Genomic DNA, 23,043 nt, shown 5'->3' on the forward strand with positions numbered 1-23,043 from the left:
TGCGGGAGACTCATCATGCGCGCACCATCCATGATAGCGGTATTTTTCTCAAGCATCGTCTGTATATCGGCGGCCAGTCGTGCGACGACTGTTGACCATCACGAATTCGAAGCCTGGCTGGAAGCGCCCTTCCTCGCCGACGCCCACGGCGCGCGCACGCTGGCGCTGCACTTTTCGGCGCCGGACCCGCAGCCGGGCGACGCCCTGCGCTGGCGCCTGGCCCTGCTGGCCCCGGACGGCCGCACGCTGCGCAGCTGGCGCGGCGCGCATCCCATGGCCGAGCCCGCACACCACGTGACGCTGCGCTGGCGCGCGCCGCCTACGCTGCGCCACGGCATCTACCGCCTGCGCTTGCGCGCCAGCGTGGGTGCAAGTCCCGCTGTCGAGCAAAGCTGGAGTGTGATGGTGGGCAAAAGCCCGGCGCCGGCGGCATCGCTGCTGGCGCCGACGGCGGTGGATAGCTTCCCCTACGCCGTCTACTTCGGCAACTTGCACAGCCAGACCAATCACAGCGACGGTGGCGGCGCGCTCGATCATTGCAACGGCGCGCAGGCGCCGCAAAGCGCCGCGCTGGGACCCGCAGACGCCTATGCCTATGCCAAGCAACACGGCCTGGATTTCCTGCTGACATCCGAGCACAACCATATGTACGACGGTTCGGACGGCACCAACAACGCCGCCGATCCGGCCGCCGCCAAAACGCTGTATCACAGTGGACTGCTAGCGGCGGCCGCATGGAACCTGGCGCATCCGGGCTTTGTCGCCATCTATGGCCAGGAATGGGGCGTCATCAACCACGGCGGCCACCTCAACATCATCAACAGCGAGGAACTGCTGGGTTGGGAACGCAACGCCCTCGGCGAGCTGATCGCCAATACGGAAAGTCCCAAAGGCGACTACGCCTTTTTGTACAAATTGATGCGCGAACGCGGCTGGCTGGGCCAGTTCAACCATCCGCGGGGCGACCAGTTCGCCATTCTGGGCAAGCCGCTGGCCTGGAGCGCCGACGGCGACCAGGCCATGGTGTTGTGCGAAGTGATGAACAGCAGCGCCTTCTCGACCCGCAGCGACGAGACGGAAACCCATCTGAGCAACTACGAAGCGGCCTGCAACAAACTGCTGGAGGCCGGCTACCACGTCGCCTTCAGCAGCAACCAGGACAACCATTGCGCCAACTGGGGCGCTTCCTTCAGCAACCGCACCGGCGTGCTGATGCCGGCCGGCGCGCCGCTGGACGGCGCCGGCCTGCTGGCCGCGCTGCGCGAGCGTCGCGTATTCGCCACGATGGACAAGAACGCCAGGCTGATGCTGACCGCCAACGGCCACCTGATGGGCCAACGTTTTGTCAATCGCGGCAAGCTGAGGCTGCAAGCGACCTACGCCAGCACGAGCGGACGCGGGGTCGCCGCCATCGCCATCTTCCACGGCGTGCCCGGCCGGAACGGCGCGGTCGCCTTGCTCAGCAACAAGGCCCGCAGCGTCGTCAAACCGGCCGCCGGCGACCATTTCTACTACGCCAGAGTGACCCAGGACGACGGCAAAATGCTGTGGAGCGCGCCGATCTGGGTCAGCCAGCAGGGCCGCAATCGTGCGCGGCAAAGTATTGAATTACGATAATATTTTCTCTGGTAAAAAATTTCTACATGTCGATTGTCATATTGATAAAATGAGGCTTTAGCCATCGTATGGTGAAGCACAATTTTGCTTGACTCCCAGACATACAAGAGTATCTTTTACCTTCCAGACACAGTGCGACAGCCCGATACCTCAACCGTTCAGCCAGCCGTGCCTATTCCAAAAGTCCTCCTCGTAAATGACGATCCCGCGAGCCTGTATGCGCTGGAAAGCCTGCTGTCCGAGGCTGCCGACCAGCATGTGTATGAGCTGCTGACGGCGGGCTCCGGCAAGGAAGCCTTGCGCCAGGTGCTGCTGCACGAATTCGCCGTCATCCTGCTCGACGTCAGCATGCCCGGCATGGACGGCTTCGAAACGGCCGAAGCCATCCACTCCCACCCGCGCTCCGCGGGCGTGCCCATCATCTTCATCACCGCGCACTATGCGGACGAGATCAACCGCCTCAAGGCATATCAAAAGGGCGCGGCCGATTACCTGTTCACGCCGGTGATACCGCAGATCCTGCAAGCGAAGGTGGCGGTGTTCGTCGAGATGGCGAAGAAGAATCTCCAGCTGCGCAAGAAGACCGAGCAGCTGGCGCGCCTGAATCAGGACCTGCGGGTGCAGCGCCTGCAAGACCTGGAGCGCATCAACGCCGAGCTGGAACAGGAAATCAAGGACCGCAAACAGGCCGAGTTGCGCGCCCACGAGCTGTCCACCCGCGACGCGCTGACCAACCTGGTCAACCGCCGCGCGCTGATCCAGCAGCTGGAACATGCGGTGGCCACCTCGGACCGCAGCGGCACCGGCTTCGCGCTGCTGTTCCTCGACCTCGATAAATTCAAGCAGATCAACGACAGCTACGGCCACGAAGCCGGCGACGAGCTGCTGCGCCAAGTCTCGGCGCGGCTGACGGCGGCGGTACGCGTGGCCGACGTGGTGGCGCGGCTGGGCGGCGACGAGTTCGTGGTGCTGATCGAAGGCCGGGCGGCGGCGGCCAACGCCGCACGCGTGGCGCGCAAGATCGAACTGGCCTGCGCCCTGCCCTTCGACATCGCCGGCCATCGAATGAAGACGGCGGCCAGCATCGGCATCGCCATCTATCCGCAGGACGGCAACAACGCACAGACGTTGATGAAAAACGCCGACACCGCCATGTACCACGCCAAGCGGAACGACGCCGGCCCGGTGCAGTTCTTCCATGAGGCACTCAACGTGCGCGAGCGCGAACGCGGACTATGGGCGCTGGAGCTGCGCAAGGGACTGGCCGCCGGCCAGCTGGAGCTGCGCTACCAGCCGCAGGTCGACATCGTCAGCGGCCGCACCATCGGCGCCGAGGCCCAGCTGTACTGGAGCCATCCCGACAAGGGCATGCTGGAAGCGGCGCAGTTCCTGCCGCACGTGCAGGACCGTGGACTACTGGACCGCGTCGACGTCTGGGTGATCGGGCAAGCCTGCGCGCAAGCGGCCCTGTGGCAGCGGGTCGCCGCGGCAGGCGCTCGCGCCCGAGGCATGGCGCCGCTGTGCATCTGGATCAACCTGGCCACGCCGCAGCTCAATACCGACCTGCTGCAAACGCTGCTGCCGGCGCTACGCAAGCAGCATCTGGCGCCGGGCAGCATTGGCGTGGAACTGAACGAAAAACTGCTGCAAGGCCAGGCCGAACCGCTGACCCAGTTGCTGTTGCAATTGCAGTCCGGCGGCGTGCGCGCGGCGCTGGACGACTTTGGCAGTGCGCGCTCGTCGCTGGCGGCCTGCAAGCGCTGGCAATTGAACGCACTGAAGATAGACCGCGGCTTCATCCAGGCGATCGGCAACGACGAAGGCGGCACCGACATCGTCGCCGCCGTCATCCACCTGGCGCGCGCGCTGTCCATGCGCGTCGTGGCGCTGGGCGTCGACCAGAAGGAGCAGCTCGACGTGCTGCGCGCGCTGGGCTGCGACAGCTGCCAGGGCGAGCTGTTCTTCGCGCCGCTGACCGCCGCGGAACTGATCGAACACACAGGCGCAAAACCCCAAGCGCCCACCACCAAATCACACTCCCTCCTAAACGACGAGGAATAAGCCGATGAACAATATGACCGACATGGGCGAGCAGATCGATACCAAACGACTGCTGGCGACCCTGATGGCGCTGAAAAAAGGCGATTTCACGGCGCGCATGCCATCCGATTGGACCGGCATGGCGGGCAAGATCGCCGACACCCTGAACGAAATCATCGAGACCAAGGAAAAAATGGTGCAGGTGGTGACGGAGGTGAGCCGCGTGGTGGGCCGCGAGGGCCGGCTGACGCAGCGTGCGCAGGTTCCCAATATGTCCGGCGGCTGGGCCACCATCGTCAGCGCCGTCAACGCGCTGATCGACGATCTGGTGCGCCCGACCACCGAGATGGCGCGCGTGATCGGCGCCGTGGCGAAGGGCGACCTGTCGCAGACCATGGCGCTGGAGGTGGACGGCGTGCCGCTGAAAGGCCAGTACCTGCGGGCGGCAACCACCGCCAACACGATGGTGGAACAGCTGTCGTCGTTCTCCTCCGAGGTAACGCGGGTGGCGCGTGAGGTGGGTACCGAGGGTAAGCTGGGCGGCCAGGCGCAGGTGAAAGGCGTGGCGGGAACATGGAAGGACTTGACCGACTCGGTGAACTCGATGGCGGGTAACCTGACCTCCCAGGTGCGCAACATCGCCGAGGTGACCACCGCGGTGGCGAACGGCGACTTGTCCAAGAAAATCACGGTGGACGTGCGCGGGGAGATCCTGCAACTGAAGGACACCATCAACGTGATGGTGGACCAGCTGCGCTCCTTCGCGTCGGAAGTGACGCGGGTGGCGCGCGAGGTGGGTACCGAGGGTAAGCTGGGCGGCCAGGCCTACGTGCCCGGCGTCGGCGGCACATGGAAGGACTTGACCGACAACGTGAACTTCATGGCGTCCAACCTGACGGGTCAGGTGCGTAACATCGCGGCGGTGACCACCGCCGTGGCCAACGGCGACTTGTCCAAGAAGATCACGGTGGACGTGAAGGGCGAGATTCTCGAACTGAAGAACACCATCAACGTGATGGTGGACCAACTGTCCTCCTTCGCATCCGAGGTGACGCGGGTGGCGCGGGAAGTCGGTACCGAGGGTAAGCTGGGCGGCCAGGCGCAGGTGAAAGGCGTGGCGGGAACGTGGAAGGACTTGACCGACTCGGTGAACTCGATGGCGGGTAACTTGACGGGCCAGGTGCGCAACATCGCCGACGTGACCACCGCCGTGGCCAACGGCGACTTGTCGAAGAAGATCACGGTCGACGTCAAGGGCGAAATTCTCGAACTGAAAAACACCATCAACGTGATGGTGGACCAACTGAACTCCTTCGCATCCGAGGTGACACGGGTGGCGCGCGAGGTCGGCACCGAGGGTAAGCTGGGTGGCCAGGCCAACGTGCCCGGCGTGGCCGGCACCTGGAAGGACTTGACCGACGGCGTGAACTCGATGGCGGGTAACCTGACCGGCCAGGTGCGTAACATCGCCGACGTGACCACTGCGGTGGCCAACGGCGACCTGTCGAAAAAGATCACGGTGGACGTCAAGGGCGAGATTCTCGAACTGAAAAACACCATTAACGTGATGGTGGACCAATTGTCTTCCTTCGCATCGGAAGTGACCCGCGTGGCGCGCGAGGTGGGTACCGAGGGTAAGCTGGGCGGCCAGGCTTATGTGCCGGGCGTAGGCGGCACATGGAAGGATTTGACCGACAACGTGAACTTCATGGCCTCCAACTTGACGGGCCAGGTGCGTAACATCGCGGCGGTGACCACCGCCGTGGCGCGCGGCGACTTGTCGAAGAAGATCACCGTGGACGTGAAGGGCGAGATTCTCGAACTGAAAGACACCATCAATGTGATGGTGGACCAACTGTCCTCCTTCGCATCCGAGGTAACGCGGGTGGCGCGGGAAGTGGGTACCGAGGGTAAGCTGGGCGGCCAGGCCAACGTGTCCGGCGTGGCCGGTACGTGGAAAGACTTGACCGAGAACGTCAACCAGCTGGCGGCAAACCTGACCAACCAGGTGCGAGCGATCGCCGAGGTGGCGACCGCCGTGACGCGCGGCGACTTGTCGCGCTCCATCCAGGTGGAAGCGCGCGGCGAGGTGTCCTACCTGAAGGACAACATCAACGAGATGATCCGCAACCTGAAGGACACCACGTTGAAGAACGCGCAGCAGGATTGGCTGAAGACCAACCTGGCGCGCTTCACCCGTCTGCTGCAAGGGCAGCGCGACTTGCAGGCCGTGACCAAGCTGATTCTGTCCGAGCTGGCGCCGCTGGTGTCGGCCCACCACGGCGTGTTCTACATGATGGACTCGCAGGAATCGGACGCCCGCCTGCGCATGATCGCCAGCTACGGCTACCGTTCCAGCCGCAAGCTGCCGACCTCCTTCCTGCCCGGCGAAGGCCTGGTGGGCCAGTGCGCGGTGGAGAAGGTGCGCATCTGGCTGACCGACGTGCCGCGCGATTACATCGTCGTGTCGTCCGGCCTGGGCGCGGCGCCGCCGACCAACATCGTCGTGCTGCCGATTCTGTTCGAGCAGCAGGTCAAGGCGGTGATCGAGATCGCCTCGCTGGACCGCTTCACCGAAACCCACCTGTCCTTCCTCGATCAGCTGATGGAATCGATCGGCGTGGTGCTCAACACCATCGAGGCGAACAGCCGTACCGAATCGCTGCTGACGCAGTCGCAATCGCTGGCGCAGGAGCTGCAACAGACCAACCAGGAACTGGCCGAAAAAGCCCGCCTGCTGTCCGAGCAGAACATCGAGGTGGAACGCAAGAACCGCGAGGTGGAGCAAGCCAAACTGGCGCTGGAAGAGAAAGCCACGCAGCTGGCGCTGTCCTCCAAGTACAAGTCCGAGTTCCTGGCGAATATGTCGCACGAGCTGCGCACGCCTCTGAACTCGCTGCTGATCCTGGCGCAGCAGCTGGGCGACAACCCGGACGGCAACCTGTCCGGCAAGCAGGTGGAATTCGCCAAGACCATCCACGGCTCCGGCTCCGACTTGCTGACGCTGATTAACGACATCCTGGATCTGTCGAAGATCGAATCCGGTACGGTGACGCTGGACGTCTCCGAGTATCGCTTCCAGAACCTGCGCAACTACGTCGACCGCACCTTCCGCCACATGGCCGAGGCCAAGCACCTCGGCTTCTCGGTGGAGCTGAAGGACAACCTGCCGACCGCGATGATGACCGACACCACGCGCTTGCAGCAGGTGCTGAAAAACCTGCTGTCGAACGCGTTCAAGTTCACCACGCACGGCCAGGTCTCGCTCAGTATCAGCCTGGTGAACAGCGGCTTCTCCAGCGACCACCCCAACCTGCTGCATGCCGACGCGGTGCTGGCCTTTGCCGTCTGCGACACCGGCGTCGGCATCGCCGCCGACAAGCTGCAACTGATCTTCGAGGCGTTCCAGCAGGCCGACGGCTCCACCGCCCGCAAATACGGCGGCACGGGCCTGGGCCTGTCGATCTCGCGCGAGCTGGCGCGCCTGCTGGGCGGCGAGATCCGCGTTGAATCGGCGGTCGGCAACGGCTCCACCTTCACGCTGTTCCTGCCGTATAACCGCGCCGGCTTCATCAACTACGACATGGGCCGTCAGCCGCAAGTACGCCTGCCGACGCCGGCCCCGCAAGTGGTGTACACCGCGCCGCACTACAGCGAACTGTCGCAGCCGGATCACGACAGCCTGAGCGCCATCACCGACATCGACGCCGATATGGAGCAATACGGCAGCAGCGACGACCGCGGCCTGGTGGCGCCGGGCGACCCGTCGGTGCTGATTATCGAAGACGACGAGCGTTTCTCCAAGATCGTGCTGGACTTCGCACGCGAGAAGAACTTCAAGGGCATCGTTACGCTGCAAGGCGATTCCGCATTGAGCCTGGCGCGCGACTACCTGCCGTCCGCCATCCTGCTCGACCTCGACCTGCCCGACATCGACGGCTTCACGGTGCTGGACCGCCTGAAACGCGACCCAAGCACGCGCCACATTCCGGTGCATGTGATGTCCAGCCTGCGCGAACGCGAACGGGCGCTGCGCCTGGGCGCGATCTCCTACCTGAACAAGCCGGTCAGCAAGGCGGCCTTGCAGGAAGAATTCACGCGTATCCAGAAGTTCCTGCTGGGCGGTAAGCGCAGCCTGCTGGTGGTGGACGACGAACAAATGCAGCGCGACGCCATCGTCGCCCTGATCGGCGACGCCGACCTGCACATCGTCGCCGTCGACACCGGCCAGGCGGCGCTGGACGCGCTGCGCGAAGCACGCTTCGACTGCATGGTGCTGGACCTGACGCTGCCCGACATCAGCGGCTTCGACCTGCTCGACATCATCGGCAAGGACGAATCGTTGCGCGACCTGCCGATCGTGATCAACACCGCCAAGGAGTTGAACCGCAAGGAAGTGGCAAAGCTGAAGCGCTACGCCAAGACCATCGTCATCAAGGATGCCCGCTCGCCGGAGCGCCTGCTGGACGAAACCGCGCTGTTCCTGCACCGCTCGCAGGCCAGTCTGCCGGAAGCCCAGCGCCGCATGCTGGAAGAGATCCACGCGGCCGACGGCGGTCTGGCCGGGCGCAAGGTGCTGATCGTCGACGATGACTTGCGCAACATCTTCGCGCTGTCGTCGCTGCTGGAGCGCCAGCAGATGCAGGTGTCGTTCGCCGAGAATGGCCGCGACGGCATCGAGGTGCTGGAAAAGGATCCGACCATCGAGATCGTCCTGATGGACATCATGATGCCGGAGATGGACGGCTACGACACCATGCGCGCCATCCGCCGCATCCCCAAATTCAAATCGCTGCCGATCATCACGCTGACGGCGAAGGCGATGAAGGGCGACCGCGATAAATGTATCGCGGCCGGCGCGTCGGACTACATCACCAAGCCGGTGGACGTGGCGCAACTGCTGTCGCTGATGCGGGTGTGGCTGCACTGATGGCGGTGTTGAACTCGTTAATGGCGTCGCTGCGGGCGGCGTTGCGGCCGGCCGACTCAGGTGGTACGGTCAGCACGGCCGGCACGCCGCCGTCCGAGCCGGCTTCCACGCCGGTTGCCGGCCATGCGGACGGCCCGCGCCGACACTCGCCGTCCACGGTCGAGGAATTGGAGCTTGAGCTGCTGCTGGAGGCCGCGTTCCAGGTCTACGGCTACGACTATCGCGGCTACCAGCGCGACGTCGTAACGCAACGCGTGCAGGCGGCGATGAAGCAGCTGTCGCTGGCCACCATCTCGGAACTGCAGGCACGCGTGCTGCACGACCCGCATGCTTGGAACGCCCTGCTGCGTGAACTATCTGTGGAACCGGCGTCGATGTTTGATGATACGTCGGAAGTGTCGCTGCTGCGGATGTCGCTGGGCGTATGCCTGCATGGCGCCGCACTGCCGCGCGTGTGGCTGGCCGATTGCGCCGGCGCCCAGCAGGCGTGGACGCTGGCCATCCTGCTGGAACAGGAACAACTGGGCGCCCGCACCGAGATCTACGCCACCGTCTCCAGCGACGCGCTGCTGGCGGAGGCGCAGGCGGCAAGCCTGCCGATGGCGCGCCTGGGCGAACTACAAGCGAATTATGTGCGTAGCGGCGGCGCGGGCAAGCTGCTCGATTATTTCGAAGTCAGCGGCGACGGGCTGCACGCTGCGCTGCTGCCGCAACTGCGCAGCCGCATCACCTGGGCGCAGTACAACCTGGTGACGGACGCGTCGTTCAACGAGTTCCAGATGATATTCGGGCGACGCGCCCTGCCCGACTTCGGTCCGGCGCTGCGCCAGCGCGTGCTGCGGCTGTTCAACGACAGCCTGGCGCAATCCGGCCTGCTGGTGCTGGATCGTCCGCTGGAACCGGACGATCCAATGGCCGTCCATTACAAGCCGGTGTTCCCGCAACAGCCGTGGTACAAGCGGGTGGCCTAGCCGGCGCTCCCTAGTACACCGCCGAGGCGCTGGGACGTTCCGCAATGCGGTCGCGCCAGGCCTGCAAATGCACCATGCCTTCCGCGCCCGGCCGGAACTTCATCAGGCCGCGTCCGAACTCCAGCGCGCAGAACGCCGTGATATCCGCGATGGTGAAGCGCTGCCCCGCCACGAAAGGCTGGGTGGCCAGCACGCCATCCAGCCAACGCGCCGTGTCGCGCATCTTCTCGCCCTGCGACGCGCCGAAGTCCGCAAACTGCGGTTGCTCCAGCATCGCCAGGCCCGGATGCGTGTGGCGCACGCAGTTGGCGATGCCCATGAACAGGTGCAGCTCAACGCGGCGGTCGGTCATCTCGACAAAGGCGCGTTCATCGAAGCCGTCCCCCATCAGGTTGGGCTCCGGCGCATAGCCTTCCAGCCAGGTGCAGATGGCACGGGTTTCGCACAGGATGCGGCCATCGTCCAGCTCCAGCGCCGGCACCCGGCCGAAGGGATTCTTTTCCAGGTACTCAGCACTGCGGTGAGCGCCGCCGACCAGGTCGATCGACACCTGCTCGATATCGGTCAGGCCCTTCTCAGCCATGAACATGGCGACCCGGCGCGGATTAGGCGTGCGCGGCGACGTATAGAACTTCATATCCAACTCCTGTGACGTGATGGGTAGATTGACATTGTAACCAGTTACCCTTAGATTGCTCGTTGGCCCACGAAGCCAATAACGGTTTATATCGTATGCCTCCCGGCTCACCCAACTGAAGGATTTTGCATGCAACGTAGTCTGATTTCGCTCGCCGTGATGGCGCTGCTCGGCCTTACTTCCGGCCTCGCTCCACTGACCGTGGCCGCCGCGCCGGCCGCCAAGGCCGCAAACGCCGGCAACAAGATCACCACGCAGCTCCCCCGCAACGCCGTGCCGACTCACTACGCGGTCTCGCTGACGCCGGATGCCGTCAACAGTACTTTCAGTGCCAGCGTCACCATCGCGCTCGACATCAAGCAAGCCAGCAATAGCATCACCCTCAACGCCGCCGACCTGAAATTCAGCACCGCCGCGATCAGCGCCGGCCCTGGCAAGCCGGCGCTGGCCGCCAGCAAGATCAGCGTCGACAACGACAAGCAAACCGCCACCTTCGAGTTCGCCCAGCCGCTGGCCGTGGGCAGCTACCAGCTCAAGCTGGACTACACCGGCGTGATCGGCACCCAGGCGACCGGCATGTTCTCGCTGGACTACCAGAACGGCGGCGACAAGAAGCGCGCGCTGTACACCCAATTTGAAAACTCCGAAGCGCGCCGCGTGATCCCGTCGTGGGACGAGCCGTTCTACAAAGCCACCTTCGCGCTGGAAGCGACCGTGCCGGCCGGCCAGATGGCTGTATCGAACATGCCGATCACCTCCACCAGCAAGCTGGCCGACGGCCGCGACCTGGTGCGCTTCGCCACCTCGCCGAAGATGTCGACCTACCTGCTGTTCTTCGGCCTGGGCGAGTTCGAACGCGCCAGCGTGGTCGAAGGCGGCACCGAATTGGGCGTCGTCACGCAAAAAGGATCGATAGGCCAGGCCCAGTTCGCGCTCGATTCGTCGGTCGCCGTGCTGAAGGAATACAACGACTACTTCGGCGTGAAGTACCCGCTGCCCAAGCTGGACAACATCGCCGCGCCGGGCCGCAGCCAGTTCTTCAGCGCGATGGAAAACTGGGGCGCGATCTTCACCTTCGAATCGGCGATCCTGCTCGATCCACGCACCGCCACGCAGTCGGACAAGGAAACCTCGTTCCTGGTGGCCGCGCACGAAATGGCGCACCAGTGGTTCGGCGACCTGGTGACGATGGCATGGTGGGACGACCTGTGGTTGAACGAAGGCTTCGCCTCGTGGATGGAATCGCGCACCACCACCCGCCTGCACCCTGAATGGAAATGGGAACTGCGCGCCGTCGGCACCCGCGAGCAGGCCATGAACCGCGATGCGCTGGCCACCACGCACCCGGTGGTGCAGCACATCGGCACCGTGGAACAGGCCAGCCAGGCCTTCGACAGCATCACCTATCAAAAAGGCGAGTCGGTCATCCGCATGCTGGAGAACTACGTCGGCGACGAGGCCTGGCGCACCGGCGTGCGCAGCTACATGGCCAAGCATGCTTATGGCAACACGGTGTCCGACGACCTGTGGCGCGAAGTGGAAAAAGCCGCGCACAAGCCGGTGACCGCGATCGCGCACGACTTCACGCTCAAGCCGGGCGTGCCGATGATACGCGTGGCCGACGCCGTCTGCAAAAATGGCCAGACCACCATCGCGCTGACGCAGGGTGAGTTCAGCAAAGACCAGACCGACAAGAAGCCGCTGAGCTGGCGCGTGCCGGTGATCGCCCAGACGGTGGGCGGCGCTCCCGTGCGCGCCATCGTCAACGGCAAGGCCGGCATGACGCTGCCGGGCTGCGGCGCAGTGCTGGTCAATGCAGGCCAGAGCGGCTACTACCGCACGCTGTACGCATCGAAGGCGTTTGCCGCGCTGAGCGACAGTTTCGGCAATCTGGCGACCATCGATCAATTGGGCCTGCTGTCGGACAGCTGGTCGCTGGGCATGGCGGGCTTGATGCCGGCTTCCAGCTTCCTGAACCTGGCCAGCAAAGCGCCGGTGGACGCCGCGCCGCAAGTGTGGGACCAGATCGCCGAATCGCTGGTCTCGCTGCACTACAGCTACGAAGGCAAGCCGGAACAGCAGGCAGCGCTGGACCGCTACGCCCGCAAGCGCCTGGCGCCGGTGCTGGCGCGCATCGGCTGGACCAAGGCCGCGGATGAAGCGGCACCTGTCGCCAACCTGCGCGAGACCTTGATCCAGGTGCTGGGCGCGGTCGGCGATGAAGGCGTGGTGGCGGAAGCGCGCCGCCGTTATGCCGCCTCGGCCACCGACAAGGATGCGATGCCGGCCGCGCTGCGCCGCCCTATCCTGGGCGTGATCGCCACCAACGCCGATGCCGCGACCTGGGACAAGCTGCGCGCCGCAGCCCAGGAAGAGAAATCGTCCATGATCAAGAGCGAGCTGTATGACCTGCTGGGCACCACCAAGGACAAGGCGCTGGCGCAGCGCGCACTGGAACTGGCGCTGACCGACGAAGGCGGCGCCACCGAAGGCGCATCGATCCTGAGCCACGTGGCCGGCCACCACCCGGACATGGCTTACGATTTCGCCATCAGCCACTACACCCAGCTGGAGAAGAAGATTGATGGCAGCTCGCGCAGCCGCTACTTCCCGGGCCTGGGCGGACGTTCCGCCGACCTGGCGATGATCGACAAACTGCGCGCCTACGCCAAGCAGTACCTGCCGGCCGAAGCACAGGGCGACACCAAGACCGCCATCGCCTCGATCCAGTACCGCGTGAAGCTGCGCACCACCCGCCTGCCGGAAATCGACAGCTGGCTGGCCAAGCACGGCTAACAGCCCAAAAAAAACCAGCGTCATCGTGAGATGATGCTGGTTACGAAAACGCTCGAAAGCGTGGGGATGTCTGTTTGCCCGGCGGCGATGGTGCCGCCTGGGCGAAATTTGTGCCGGGCTTGATGGAGTCCGGCAGCCGGGCGCGAGGCTGAGACCTCGCGCTACAGGTGTTACTTTGCCAGCTATCGGCCGGCATAGGCTTAGGGATTGATTAAGGTAGGAATCGGCGCTGAAATGAAGCCGGATCGAGGTGATGGTGCCGGTGTTTCAGGCCACCGGCGAGCCTGCTGAGTCATGCTTTGTGAAATCCCGCACCGGCTTGGGCACGAAACCAACTAGAGCACGCTGAGACCAGCGAAACGCATCATAATCGGGCAATATGACGGCCAAATGACCATGGTGCGCAATGACAAAATTATATAATTATCTAAAAATCAGCGTGCTGTGCGCGAGCGTGGTCGCATGCACGCAACTGCCCGGCAACCCGCCGCCGGCCGCAGCGCCTGCGCCTGCCGTTCCGACTGCGCCTGCACGTGCGCCTGTGGCCCCGACTGCGCCTGCACGTGCTCCTGCGGCTCCGCCTGCCCCTATCGCATCGCCGCCGCCGGCTACCGCCGCACTGACCATCGACAGCGCGCAATCGCTGATCGCCGTCACGGTGCGGCGCGCCGGCCTGCTGGCCCGGCTTGGGCACGATCACCTGGTCGCCAGCCGCCATGTCACTGGCACCGTATCGCCTAAGCAGAACCGCGCCGATTTCCAATTCCGCCTCGACCAGTTGACGGTCGACGAAGCCACCCTGCGCACCGCCGCAGGGCTGGAAAAACAGCCCTCCCCCGACGCCATCGACGGCACCCGCAACAATATGCTGACCAAGGTGCTGGATGCGGAACGCTATCCGCTGGTCAAGGTACATGCAGAACGCGGCGCCGCCGGCCAGCCGCTGCAAGTGGCGATCACACTGCACGGCGTCACGCGCAGCATGACGATTCCGGCGGAGATCCGCGAGGCGAATGGCGTCATGACCGTCACCGGCAGCGTCAAACTGAAACAAAGTGATTTCGGCATCGCGCCGTTTTCGGTGATGGCCGGCGCGCTGGCCGTGCAGGACCAACTGGAACTGCGATTCACGCTAGTGGCGAAGTAAGTTCAGCAGCAGCTTACAGGAGACCTCGAATAACCCGTAACATGACTATGCAAAGTCAGCCACAAAATTCATGATTAAAAAGATAGTTGTTTTTGGTATCCTCGTTGTAATTTGCATTGGTATTGCCAGCGTTTTTGAAAGAAGCAAAAGTCATAAGAAAGAAAAAGACTATTATTTTGTAGGATTTTCTCTTGCCAAAAACAATAAACAAACCACTACTGCTGCCATTGTCGAATTCGAAAACGAATTGCATTCAGTATATGAGGATCTCGGCATATCATTTCGCGAAATCGAAACACATCAATCGTCTTCACTAGTAAAAGAAATGAAAGTGCGGTACGCCCTTGCTTATGCGAAGGATTCATTATTTGAAGCACAGAGAAAATTATTGCTATCGTTGAGCGTTCCAGAAAAAGAAATAACATCGGAATTCCTCGGCGGCTTCTCACCTTCTTCAACGGGATTGACTATCCTTTTAGGTCCGGAATTTCTCAGTCTTTTGCATGGTGCATCCGATGCGATTGATTACTACATCACGTCAACGCCTGAGCAAAAAATTCTTGATGGATCTCCACCGGTTACTTTTCCAAAATTTTGCTTCGCTGACAATGTCAAGCAAGATCAAGTGCGTTTGCCAACGGATGTTATAGATTTCCTAAATAGGAATTCGTTCAAGAATAAATTGACGGATAACCTATATGAAGTAGTAGGTGCCAAGCTCACCAGAATCACTGTAGAAAAATCCCGAGGCTATGCATTAAGTGGATTGCGACAATCCTGTGAAAAATATGGGGAAATCGATAAACGTCGATCTCAACAGAAAATCGTTCTATTTTCTGAACAAATAAAAAACGAAAGCCAGCTTAAAAAACACCCTGAGATGACTCCTTCCTTTTTTAAAGAAATAGAAGTTCACGAGGTGATGCATTATTTGACCAAAAAAACTTGCAGCAACCTGGGGGTACGAAAGGTAGTCATCAACAACGTCATGTACTCACGCAGAAGAATCAACGAGGCTTTGGCAAGCATTGGGACTATCGCCGTCATTACAGCCTCAAAGGAAGAATACAAGGTAAATTCCTTACTTAATGATTTGTATTTTTCGGGAACTGATGCATATGGGTTGACATTTGACTTGTTCTTTTCCGATTTGTTTTCCAGAATATCGCGCAATGAATTTTTGAAACTACAAAAACTAGCACAAGCGGGGAAATCGGTAAAATTCACAGATCTACCTTCGTATATGAAACTTCACGAACATGCATCCCCCGACAGTTTGGGGCAATTATTGATTGATGGCGAAAATATGTTTGTGTCCGTGCCGCTTGTGTATTCGAACTTTAAGTTACAGTTCATGCCGCTGCTCGATGCAAGCGAGAGTGATATTTTGTCCGCGGCAGAGGCTGCACTGGCCAAAATTCGGGGTGTACAGGATTCAATTTGCACTCATTGATGGGCACGTCGCAAACCTGGCCCGTACCGTTTTCGGTGATGGCTGGCGCACTGGCCGTGCAGGACAAGCTGGAACTGGGCTTCACGCTTGTGTCCAAAAAGAAAAATACAGTCAAATAGACAATTCCGGCAGGACTTATTGTGCTATTCTTTTCGATGAAATATAGACAACAAGATGAACCTCCCTGCGGCCCTCACTTTGACTGGAAACGAGTATGAAAGTCTTTACCAAGGCAGTTATATTTTCCGCATTGCTTGCCTGCTCCGGACTGATGGCGCAGTCCGCGATTGCCGCGAACGTCATTGGCTCGCCATTTAGTCAGCAGATCAGTGACGCGTTCGGCGGCTTCACTATGAGTTTTGGCAATAATTTCATCAACACCGACCAGCACGGCACCTTCGACGACTTCATTGGATTCAGCGTCGGCTCGTCGTTCGAGGCGGGAGGCTCGGTCTCGTCGGATTTCACCTCGACTCAATCGCTGACGCTGGCAACGGTAAAACTGGTGAACTACACTCTCGATATCAACAACAATATCGTGATTTTATCGTCCCTCAGCGCCTCCCCACTGTTGCCGAACTACTTCAGGTTCCATGCGAACAACCTCAGCCAGGGGCAGTACTATCTGGAAATCACCGGCAGCGTTGACGGTAGCAGCGGAGGCGCCTACGGCGGCAGCCTCAACGTGACACCGCTGGAAGCCGTGCCTGAGCCGGCAACCTACGGCATGTTGCTGGGGGGCTTGGGCTTGTTAGGCTACGCAGCCCGCCGCAAGAAAACCAGCTGATCCCGGCGCGGCCACTGCGCCGCAGCCGCGAAGAGCGCATGAGCCGGCAACGGCCATGCGCTTTTTTTCTGAGGCAAAGTGTTTCGCCCCGCACATAACTACTGAGCAAGTTCAACGATACCTGCCGAAATTGATGTGATGCTAAATCTAGCCACTTCGGCCGGATCGGAGATCGCACATGTCAAAACACGCACACGCGCTTGCTCAGACGCATGCGCACAAACATCGGCCCAAGCAGCAGCCAGCTCACGTCGCCCATTTTGTCGGCTTGCATACCAGTGACGCAAGAATCATCTCAGCCCGTACAGGCATCCCAACCGAGGTAATACTTGCACAATCCGCTCTTGAGAGTAATTGGGGTAGATCAGTCAAGGGCAATGCCTACTTTGGAATAAAAGGTAAATCAGCAACAGGACAATCGACAACGTTCTCCACGCACGAAGTCACTTTGTCGGGGAAACGGATCAGTGAAGTCGATGAATTTCGTGCCTACGCCAGCTACTCTGAAGCCGCCGACGATTACGCATCTCTGATACAACGGAAATATCCAACTGTATTTGCGTATCAGGGTGACCCGGAAAGATTCGCCGAGGCTATCGCCAGGCGTGGATACGCTACCGATCCGCATTATGCAAGAAAATTGAAATCCATCATTCGTTCACACATCGCGCCGCTGCTTAAAAAATAACCCACGGATCACATCATGAAAACATTTCAATGCTTGCCTGCCCTGCTGTTTCTTGCATCGACGTTGGCGTTTTCAGGCCAAATAAAAACCAAAGAAGAAGCAGCCAAACTTGCCATCAATGCCATACACAAATACCACCTAACGACGCTCAGCGATGAATGCGGGTTGGCCGATGTAATCGAGAAGCCGTCATACTTTGAAATTGTAGTGCGCGAACGTCATACGAAAGACTGTGGCGGTACTCCAGAAATAGGGCCTCGTCTGTTTAACGTCCGAGTTAGAAAGCACGACGGCCAGCTAACCAGCGATGTATATGATGGAACAAACTACAAGCTGATAAACCACCAGCTTGTGCCGGCTAGAGAGACTCCGAAAGTAAAAACCAAAAATTGACCAACGCTTCGGGGTCAGCGCTTCGGCAGCGCTTCGGGGTCAGTTCCGGCAACGCGCCATTTGGCACGTTGCCGGAACTGACCCCATTTCGCATTTCGTTAAAATTTTCAAAAAGCTTATCCGATGCTTTCATTTTTAACTTATTTTGCAAAAAATTTACCTGCTTAAATTATTAAGAGCGACAATTCATAAGCGCTTCGGGGTTAGTTCCGGCAACGTGCCTTTGGCACGTTGCCGGAACTAACCCCATTTCGCAAGTCTACTTGCCCAATGCATCTTTTTTATTTAGAAGCTCCTTAGGCCTCAGAACATATCCTACGGCGCTCACAGCAATACATGCCAAGCCAAGGATCAAGGCCAGATGCCATTGCACCTCTCCCAGCAGCATGATTACAGGGATAACACTGCTCGCCAGACATAGTGTCCAGATATTCAGGATATTAAAACTGAGAAGCAGGAAATAGATTGGGATGCCAATGATTATGGTGCCCACGTAAAATAGCAGCGAAAAAAATATTGCCGTAGCAACGAGAACCATGGCGCTTCCGGCAGTGAAACTCCCGTCCAGGTGGTATCCCAGTACCGAGGTGATAGGTATGTTCGCCAATGGTGCATATAAAATTGCCCGCCACGGCAACCTATACTTCTCGCTGTCTTCAGCCGCCTTGTCCCCCATCTTTCCCAATGCTCGAAACTCGACGGCGAACCACCATCCGATAATGCCAATGATTATAAATAAGGCAATGAAACTTCGGTAATTTTCCATTGGAAGCTGGCTATGCGTTTAAGCTTGCTTGAATGCATCCGGCTTTGCGGCCAGCACGAAAGGAATCGCAATCGGCCCCAGCACAGTCACTAAGGCAGCCCTGATTCCGGTCGTTTTTACAGACCGACGCTTGGCGATGATGAGGCAAGCCACGCCCGAAAGTGTCCAGATCAAGGCGGGGATGTAGGTACTCATGGCGAACTCCAAGTGGTTGTTCGGCCGATAGTGACATGGAAAAGTTGCAGCGGCAATCCCGCCCTCACAATGCGACGGACAAAAAAAAGCCCGCAGCACAAAGAGGCGCGGGCCAAAAGTTTTCAAATCGGGAGAGACTTGAAAGAGCAAAGCCAGTATTGCAGCGCAACATTACGCCATGATGACATCGGCGCTGCGAACAAACTTTATTTGCCCCTTTAACGAGAAATAATCAACTTCAGCCCCAGGCCGACGAAAATCGCACCGGCCACGCGGTCCATCCACATGCCCGCGCCCGGATGGCGGTTGATCCACGCGCCCACCGCGCCGGAGAAATATCCCAGCAAGCCGAACAAGACTACGCCCTGCGCCGTGAACAACAAGCCCAGCTGCGCGGTCTGCCAGCTGACATCGCCCCGCTCGGCCACCACAAACTGCGGCAGGAAGGAAAGGAAGAACAACACCACCTTCGGATTGACCGAATTGGCGAACAAACCCTTGCCAAACAACTTGCCCAGACTCTCGTCCGGCACCCCGCCACCCTCGACGCGCGCGCCGCCGCGACTACGCAGCGCGCCGATGCCCAGCCAGATCAAATAACCACCGCCCAGCAGCTTGAGCGCGCCAAACGCCATCGGCGAAGCCTTGATCAGGGCGCTCACACCCAACGTCGCCAACAAAGTGTGACTCAAGCAACCCAGCGCGCAGCCCAGGCCGAACACCATGCCCTGGCGCCGTCCGCGCGACATGCCGACGCTGAGCACCATCAAATTATCCGGGCCCGGTGAAATCGTGATCAGCAAAGCGGCGCTGAGAAAGCCGATGAATTGTTCTGGAGAGATAAGCACGGTCGCGTTCCTGTGGTGCAAAGGCGCCATCTTACCTGCCGCAGCGGGCATGCGCCAAGCATCGGTCCATGCCACAGGTCAATTTTTGAATAAAACAATAAGTTCTCGTTTAAAATGGAAAAAACCCAACTTATTGAGACCTGCGGCCTTCGGAACACTAATGAGTACAGCATGCAAGATGTCTGACGGTCTACCACGTGGCGTGTTGCTCGTGCTGCTGGCGATGCTGGCATGGTGGCAACTGGCGTTGTGCGCTACCGCAGCCACGGCTGCGGAGCGTCCGCCGGCTACGATCAGCGTCAATACCGCAAGTATCGATTTGATGGCAACAGGCAAGCTCTATCTGGATGAGGGCCAGCCCTTCCCGGTCGACGCCGCCGGCCTGCCCAAGCTGTTGGCCGGGCTGAATCCGGCCTCCAAGGTCAACCTGCTGGGCGGCGGCTACTGGCTCTATGCCGAGTTGCGCAACGACAGCCACCAGCCGGCCTGGGTCATCGATCCCAACGACACGCTGATCGACATGGTCGACATCCAGGTGTTCGCCCCCGACGGCAGCGCGCGCCAGATGCTGACCGGCTACCGCCAGCCGCATGCCTATCTGCTGCACTACGGCAAAGACATCGACCTGCAACCCGGCCAGCGCTATCAGGTGCTGATCCGCTTCGCCAGCCCTTATTACGCCCGCACGCCGGTGATGTCGGTGTTGCCGCGCACCGCCTACCAGCAGCTGGTGGCGCGCGAGAACGTGCTCATCATCGGCTCCATCGGCGCGCTGTTGGCGCTGACGGTGTTCAACTTCTTCATCTACTCGATCACCCGCGACAACTCGTCGCTGTACTACTCGCTGTACGTGTTGTGCTACGCCATCGCCTGGGGCATGACCTTCCACATGACGGCCGACCTGTTCGGCTGGCACAACCTGCAATGGCACTACGTGCCCTTTTTCCTGTTGCCGGTGCTGAGCACCATGTTCTACACCAACTTCCTCCGGCTGAAAGAACATTCGCCGCTGCTGCACCGACTCAGCCGCATCAACATCGTGCTGCCGCTGGTGACGCTGCCGAGCTGCTTCTTCTACCTGAGCTACGCGCACACCATCGCCACCATCGTCATCTCGATCTGGATGACGATGGCGCTCACCAGCGGCATCGTGGTGTGGCGGCGCGGTTACTACCCGGCGCGCTTCTTCGTGCTCGGCTTCGTCGCGCTGATGGTGCCGGGGCTGTTCATCCTGCCGGCCAACCTGGGCCTGATCCCGGCTATGATCACCAACGCCCAGCTATTCACGCTGCTGGGCGGCACGCTGGACGGCGTGCTGCTGGCGTTCGCGCTGGCCGACCAGATCCGCCTGCTGCGCAACACGCTGGAGCAGCGCGTGCAGGAACGCACCGCGCAGCTGACCGAGGCCAAGGAACATGCGGAAGTGGTCAGCCGCCACCGCATCGACTTCCTGTCGGCGATGAGCCACGACATCCGCACGCCGCTGGCCGGCGTGATCGGCATGATCAAGTTCGCCATGCGCGACCAGTCGGTGCGCGGCCGCACCGAGGAATACCTGCGCATCGGCTTGCAGAACAGCGAATCGCTGCTGGCCATCCTCAACGACATTCTCGATTTCTCCAAGATCGACGCCGGCCGCCTGTCGATCGAGACGGTGGACTTCGACCTGGTCGCGCTGGTCGACGACGCCATCGGCATCCTGCAAGGCCAGGCCGACGCCAAGAGCCTGCTGCTGCGCTGCGACCTGGCGCTGGACCTGCCGCGCTACGTGCGCGGCGATCCGACCCGCTTGCGCCAGATCCTGCTCAACCTGCTGGGCAACGCCATCAAGTTCACCGACCGCGGCGAAGTGCGGCTGGACGCCTCGGCCATGCTGACGGTCGAAGGCCGCACCAGCGTCAGCTTCGACATCACCGACACCGGCCCCGGCATCCCGGCCGAGACGCTGCCACGCCTGTTCCAGAAGTTCGAGCAGGCCGACCACTCGACCACGCGCCGCTACGGCGGCACCGGCCTTGGCCTGGCGATCTGCAAGGAGCTGGTTGAACTGATGGGCGGCTCGATCGCCGCCGAAAGCCGGGTCGGCGTCGGCTCCACATTCAGCTTCACGCTGCCGCTGGCGCTGGGCGCGGTGCCGGCCATCGATCCTTCCAGCCTGCCGCGCAAGGAGCATCATGCCTACCGCCTGCGCGTGCTGTGCGCCGAGGACGTGCGCACCAACCAGATCATCGTCAGCACGCTGCTGGAGAACATGGGCCACGACATCCGCGTGGTGGAAAACGGCCTGCAGGCGCTGCACGCGCTCAGCACCGCCGCCTACGACCTGGTGTTGATGGACGGCCGCATGCCGATGATGGACGGCGAACAGGCCGCGCGCCTGATCCGAAGCGGCGGCAGCGAAGACTACCGCGTGCTCGATCCCGGCATCCCGATCATCGCGCTGACCGCCAACGCCAGCGACCATGACCGCGCGCGCTACCTGGCGGTGGGCATGGACGGCTTCCTCAGCAAGCCGGTCGACGAGCGCCTGCTGTACGACCAGATCGAGAAGACCATCGCCCAGCACCTGAGCCGCGGCCGGCCGCTGCGGCCTACCGACGCCGCGCGCCTGTCCGCCACCCGCGCGCAGTCGCTCGACGAGCAGTTCGGCGTGGCGCCGGCGGTCGAGAAGCGCATCGATCCGGCCACGGTGCAGATCATGCCGCTGGCCGGGCTGTCGCACTCGCACATGCAGCGCATCACCCAGGCCTTCCTCGACGAAGCGCCGCGCCGGCTGGAGAACGCGCGCGCCGCCGTCACGGCCGCCAACGCCCACGCGGCGGCGGCGGCGATCCACGCGCTCAAGGGCAGCGCCGGTTATCTGAGCTCGACCCACCTGCACACGCTGTGTCACGAGATGGAGGCCGCCGCCGCCGCCGGCGACCTGGACGAAGTCACCCGCCGCCTGCCGGGAGTGGCCGCCGCGCTGGACCAGGCCTGCAACGACCTGCGCCGCGCCGCCAGCAACGATGTGACCATGTCGCAGCGGGAATCGACCACCTGACCTGCGCGCGCAGGCAGCGGTGACGCTGCTACACTGACGGCAGCCAACCAAGGAGATGCCGCATGTCCAACCGCACGCTCAACCTCACCGACTCACTGTACCAATATGTGCTGGCGCATTCGCTGCGCGAGCATCCGGCGCAAGCCGCCCTGCGCGACGCCACCCGCGGCCACGAACGCGCCACCATGCAAATCGCACCCGAGCAGGGGCAGTTCATGGCGATGCTGGTCAAGCTGACCGGCGCCCGCAACGCCATCGAGATCGGCGTGTTCACCGGTTACAGCGCGCTGTCGGTGGCGCTGGCCTTGCCGGCCGACGGCCGCATCCTGGCCTGCGACATCAACGACGAGTACACCCGCGTCGGCAAGCCGTTTTGGGCGCAGGCCGGCGTCGCCGATAAAATCGATTTGCAGTTGGGCCCTGCCCTGGCCACGCTGGATGCGCGCCTGGCGGCCGGCGAGGCAGGCCGCTACGACTTCGCCTTCATCGATGCGGACAAGGTCAATTACGACGGCTACTACGAGCGCTGTTTGCAGCTGGTGCGGCCCGGCGGCCTGATCGTGATCGACAACACGCTGTGGAGCGGCCGCGTCACCGAACGCGCCGACAGCGACGACACCGCCGCGCTGCAAGCACTGAACATCAAGCTGCACCACGACGAACGCATCGACCTGTCGCTGCTGCCGCTGGGCGACGGCCTGACGCTGGCCCGCCGCCGCTAGCGGCCGCAGG

General features: G+C 61.3%; 16 protein-coding genes. 12 read left to right on the forward strand and 4 right to left on the reverse strand.

The features are described 5' to 3' along the window. The first annotated feature begins 15 nt into the window (after nucleotides 1-15). From AC1RMD_RS08945 to AC1RMD_RS08960, 4 genes are all read left to right on the forward strand, one after another. On the forward strand, nucleotides 16-1,617 hold the full coding sequence (locus tag AC1RMD_RS08945; protein WP_492925742.1) for a CehA/McbA family metallohydrolase: 1,602 nt from the start codon (nucleotides 16-18) through the stop codon (nucleotides 1,615-1,617). A gap of 168 nt (nucleotides 1,618-1,785) precedes the next feature. Further along, nucleotides 1,786-3,678, forward strand: coding sequence for a putative bifunctional diguanylate cyclase/phosphodiesterase (locus tag AC1RMD_RS08950; RefSeq protein ID WP_492925744.1), 1,893 nt, complete (start codon nucleotides 1,786-1,788; stop codon nucleotides 3,676-3,678). A gap of 4 nt (nucleotides 3,679-3,682) precedes the next feature. Next, nucleotides 3,683-8,587 carry a hybrid sensor histidine kinase/response regulator gene (locus AC1RMD_RS08955; RefSeq protein ID WP_492925746.1) on the forward strand — a complete coding sequence of 1,635 codons (4,905 nt, stop codon included), beginning with the start codon at nucleotides 3,683-3,685 and terminating at the stop codon, nucleotides 8,585-8,587. Then, a complete protein-coding gene (locus AC1RMD_RS08960; protein WP_492925748.1) occupies nucleotides 8,575-9,558 on the forward strand; it encodes a CheR family methyltransferase in 984 nt (327 codons plus the stop codon). The genes AC1RMD_RS08955 and AC1RMD_RS08960 overlap by 13 nt, the downstream gene beginning before the upstream one ends. 10 nt (nucleotides 9,559-9,568) lie before the next feature. Here the strand turns inward: AC1RMD_RS08960 and AC1RMD_RS08965 are convergent, their stop codons facing one another. Next, complete coding sequence (locus AC1RMD_RS08965) at nucleotides 9,569-10,195, reverse strand: glutathione S-transferase family protein (RefSeq protein ID WP_492925750.1); 627 nt, start codon at nucleotides 10,193-10,195, stop codon at nucleotides 9,569-9,571. 129 nt (nucleotides 10,196-10,324) lie between these two features. On the opposite strand from AC1RMD_RS08965, the gene AC1RMD_RS08970 reads away from it, so the two are divergent. The 6 genes from AC1RMD_RS08970 to AC1RMD_RS08995 all read left to right on the forward strand — a co-directional run bounded on the left by AC1RMD_RS08970 (nucleotide 10,325) and on the right by AC1RMD_RS08995 (nucleotide 17,459). Then, nucleotides 10,325-12,991, forward strand: coding sequence for a M1 family metallopeptidase (locus AC1RMD_RS08970; protein ID WP_492925752.1), 2,667 nt, complete (start codon nucleotides 10,325-10,327; stop codon nucleotides 12,989-12,991). Between the two features lie 541 nt (nucleotides 12,992-13,532). Continuing rightward, a complete protein-coding gene (locus AC1RMD_RS08975) occupies nucleotides 13,533-14,138 on the forward strand; it encodes a YceI family protein (RefSeq protein ID WP_492925754.1) in 606 nt (201 codons plus the stop codon). 70 nt (nucleotides 14,139-14,208) lie between these two features. Next, the gene (locus AC1RMD_RS08980; protein ID WP_492925756.1) at nucleotides 14,209-15,591 is read left to right on the forward strand and encodes a hypothetical protein; all 1,383 of its coding nucleotides are present in this window, start codon (nucleotides 14,209-14,211) and stop codon (nucleotides 15,589-15,591) included. Nucleotides 15,592-15,805: 214 nt separating this feature from the next. Then, nucleotides 15,806-16,378 (forward strand): FxDxF family PEP-CTERM protein, encoded by a 573-nt coding sequence (locus AC1RMD_RS08985; protein ID WP_492925758.1) that lies wholly within the window; start codon nucleotides 15,806-15,808, stop codon nucleotides 16,376-16,378. Nucleotides 16,379-16,556: 178 nt separating this feature from the next. Beyond that, the gene (locus tag AC1RMD_RS08990; RefSeq protein ID WP_492925760.1) at nucleotides 16,557-17,066 is read left to right on the forward strand and encodes a glycoside hydrolase family 73 protein; all 510 of its coding nucleotides are present in this window, start codon (nucleotides 16,557-16,559) and stop codon (nucleotides 17,064-17,066) included. A gap of 15 nt (nucleotides 17,067-17,081) precedes the next feature. Continuing rightward, nucleotides 17,082-17,459 carry a hypothetical protein gene (locus tag AC1RMD_RS08995; RefSeq protein ID WP_492925762.1) on the forward strand — a complete coding sequence of 126 codons (378 nt, stop codon included), beginning with the start codon at nucleotides 17,082-17,084 and terminating at the stop codon, nucleotides 17,457-17,459. A 259-nt stretch (nucleotides 17,460-17,718) separates the two neighbouring features. Here the strand turns inward: AC1RMD_RS08995 and AC1RMD_RS09000 are convergent, their stop codons facing one another. The 3 genes from AC1RMD_RS09000 to AC1RMD_RS09010 form a co-directional block, all read right to left on the reverse strand. Beyond that, on the reverse strand, nucleotides 17,719-18,225 hold the full coding sequence (locus tag AC1RMD_RS09000; protein ID WP_492925764.1) for a hypothetical protein: 507 nt from the start codon (nucleotides 18,223-18,225) through the stop codon (nucleotides 17,719-17,721). Nucleotides 18,226-18,243: 18 nt separating this feature from the next. Continuing rightward, nucleotides 18,244-18,420 (reverse strand): hypothetical protein, encoded by a 177-nt coding sequence (locus tag AC1RMD_RS09005; RefSeq protein ID WP_492925766.1) that lies wholly within the window; start codon nucleotides 18,418-18,420, stop codon nucleotides 18,244-18,246. A gap of 218 nt (nucleotides 18,421-18,638) precedes the next feature. After that, nucleotides 18,639-19,268, reverse strand: a complete 630-nt coding sequence (locus AC1RMD_RS09010; protein WP_492925768.1) for a LysE family translocator — start codon at nucleotides 19,266-19,268, stop codon at nucleotides 18,639-18,641. Nucleotides 19,269-19,446: 178 nt separating this feature from the next. Between AC1RMD_RS09010 and AC1RMD_RS09015 the strand changes: the two genes are divergently transcribed. Further along, nucleotides 19,447-22,311 (forward strand): hybrid sensor histidine kinase/response regulator, encoded by a 2,865-nt coding sequence (locus AC1RMD_RS09015; RefSeq protein WP_492925770.1) that lies wholly within the window; start codon nucleotides 19,447-19,449, stop codon nucleotides 22,309-22,311. A gap of 62 nt (nucleotides 22,312-22,373) precedes the next feature. Then, nucleotides 22,374-23,033, forward strand: a complete 660-nt coding sequence (locus AC1RMD_RS09020; RefSeq protein ID WP_492925772.1) for a class I SAM-dependent methyltransferase — start codon at nucleotides 22,374-22,376, stop codon at nucleotides 23,031-23,033. Nucleotides 23,034-23,043: the final 10 nt, after the last annotated feature.

It is taken from the genome of Duganella sp. GW822-FHT06D06, from assembly GCF_058799615.1.

Coding starts and splice junctions, on each gene's coding strand:
- AC1RMD_RS08945 (WP_492925742.1), top strand. CDS start 16: ATGCGCGCACCATCCATGATAGCGGTATTTTTCTCAAGCATCGTCTGT.
- AC1RMD_RS08955 (WP_492925746.1), top strand. CDS start 3,683: ATGAACAATATGACCGACATGGGCGAGCAGATCGATACCAAACGACTG.
- AC1RMD_RS08965 (WP_492925750.1), bottom strand. CDS start 10,195: ATGAAGTTCTATACGTCGCCGCGCACGCCTAATCCGCGCCGGGTCGCC.
- AC1RMD_RS08970 (WP_492925752.1), top strand. CDS start 10,325: ATGCAACGTAGTCTGATTTCGCTCGCCGTGATGGCGCTGCTCGGCCTT.
- AC1RMD_RS08980 (WP_492925756.1), top strand. CDS start 14,209: ATGATTAAAAAGATAGTTGTTTTTGGTATCCTCGTTGTAATTTGCATT.
- AC1RMD_RS08985 (WP_492925758.1), top strand. CDS start 15,806: ATGAAAGTCTTTACCAAGGCAGTTATATTTTCCGCATTGCTTGCCTGC.
- AC1RMD_RS08990 (WP_492925760.1), top strand. CDS start 16,557: ATGTCAAAACACGCACACGCGCTTGCTCAGACGCATGCGCACAAACAT.
- AC1RMD_RS08995 (WP_492925762.1), top strand. CDS start 17,082: ATGAAAACATTTCAATGCTTGCCTGCCCTGCTGTTTCTTGCATCGACG.
- AC1RMD_RS09000 (WP_492925764.1), bottom strand. CDS start 18,225: ATGGAAAATTACCGAAGTTTCATTGCCTTATTTATAATCATTGGCATT.
- AC1RMD_RS09005 (WP_492925766.1), bottom strand. CDS start 18,420: ATGAGTACCTACATCCCCGCCTTGATCTGGACACTTTCGGGCGTGGCT.
- AC1RMD_RS09015 (WP_492925770.1), top strand. CDS start 19,447: ATGTCTGACGGTCTACCACGTGGCGTGTTGCTCGTGCTGCTGGCGATG.
- AC1RMD_RS09020 (WP_492925772.1), top strand. CDS start 22,374: ATGTCCAACCGCACGCTCAACCTCACCGACTCACTGTACCAATATGTG.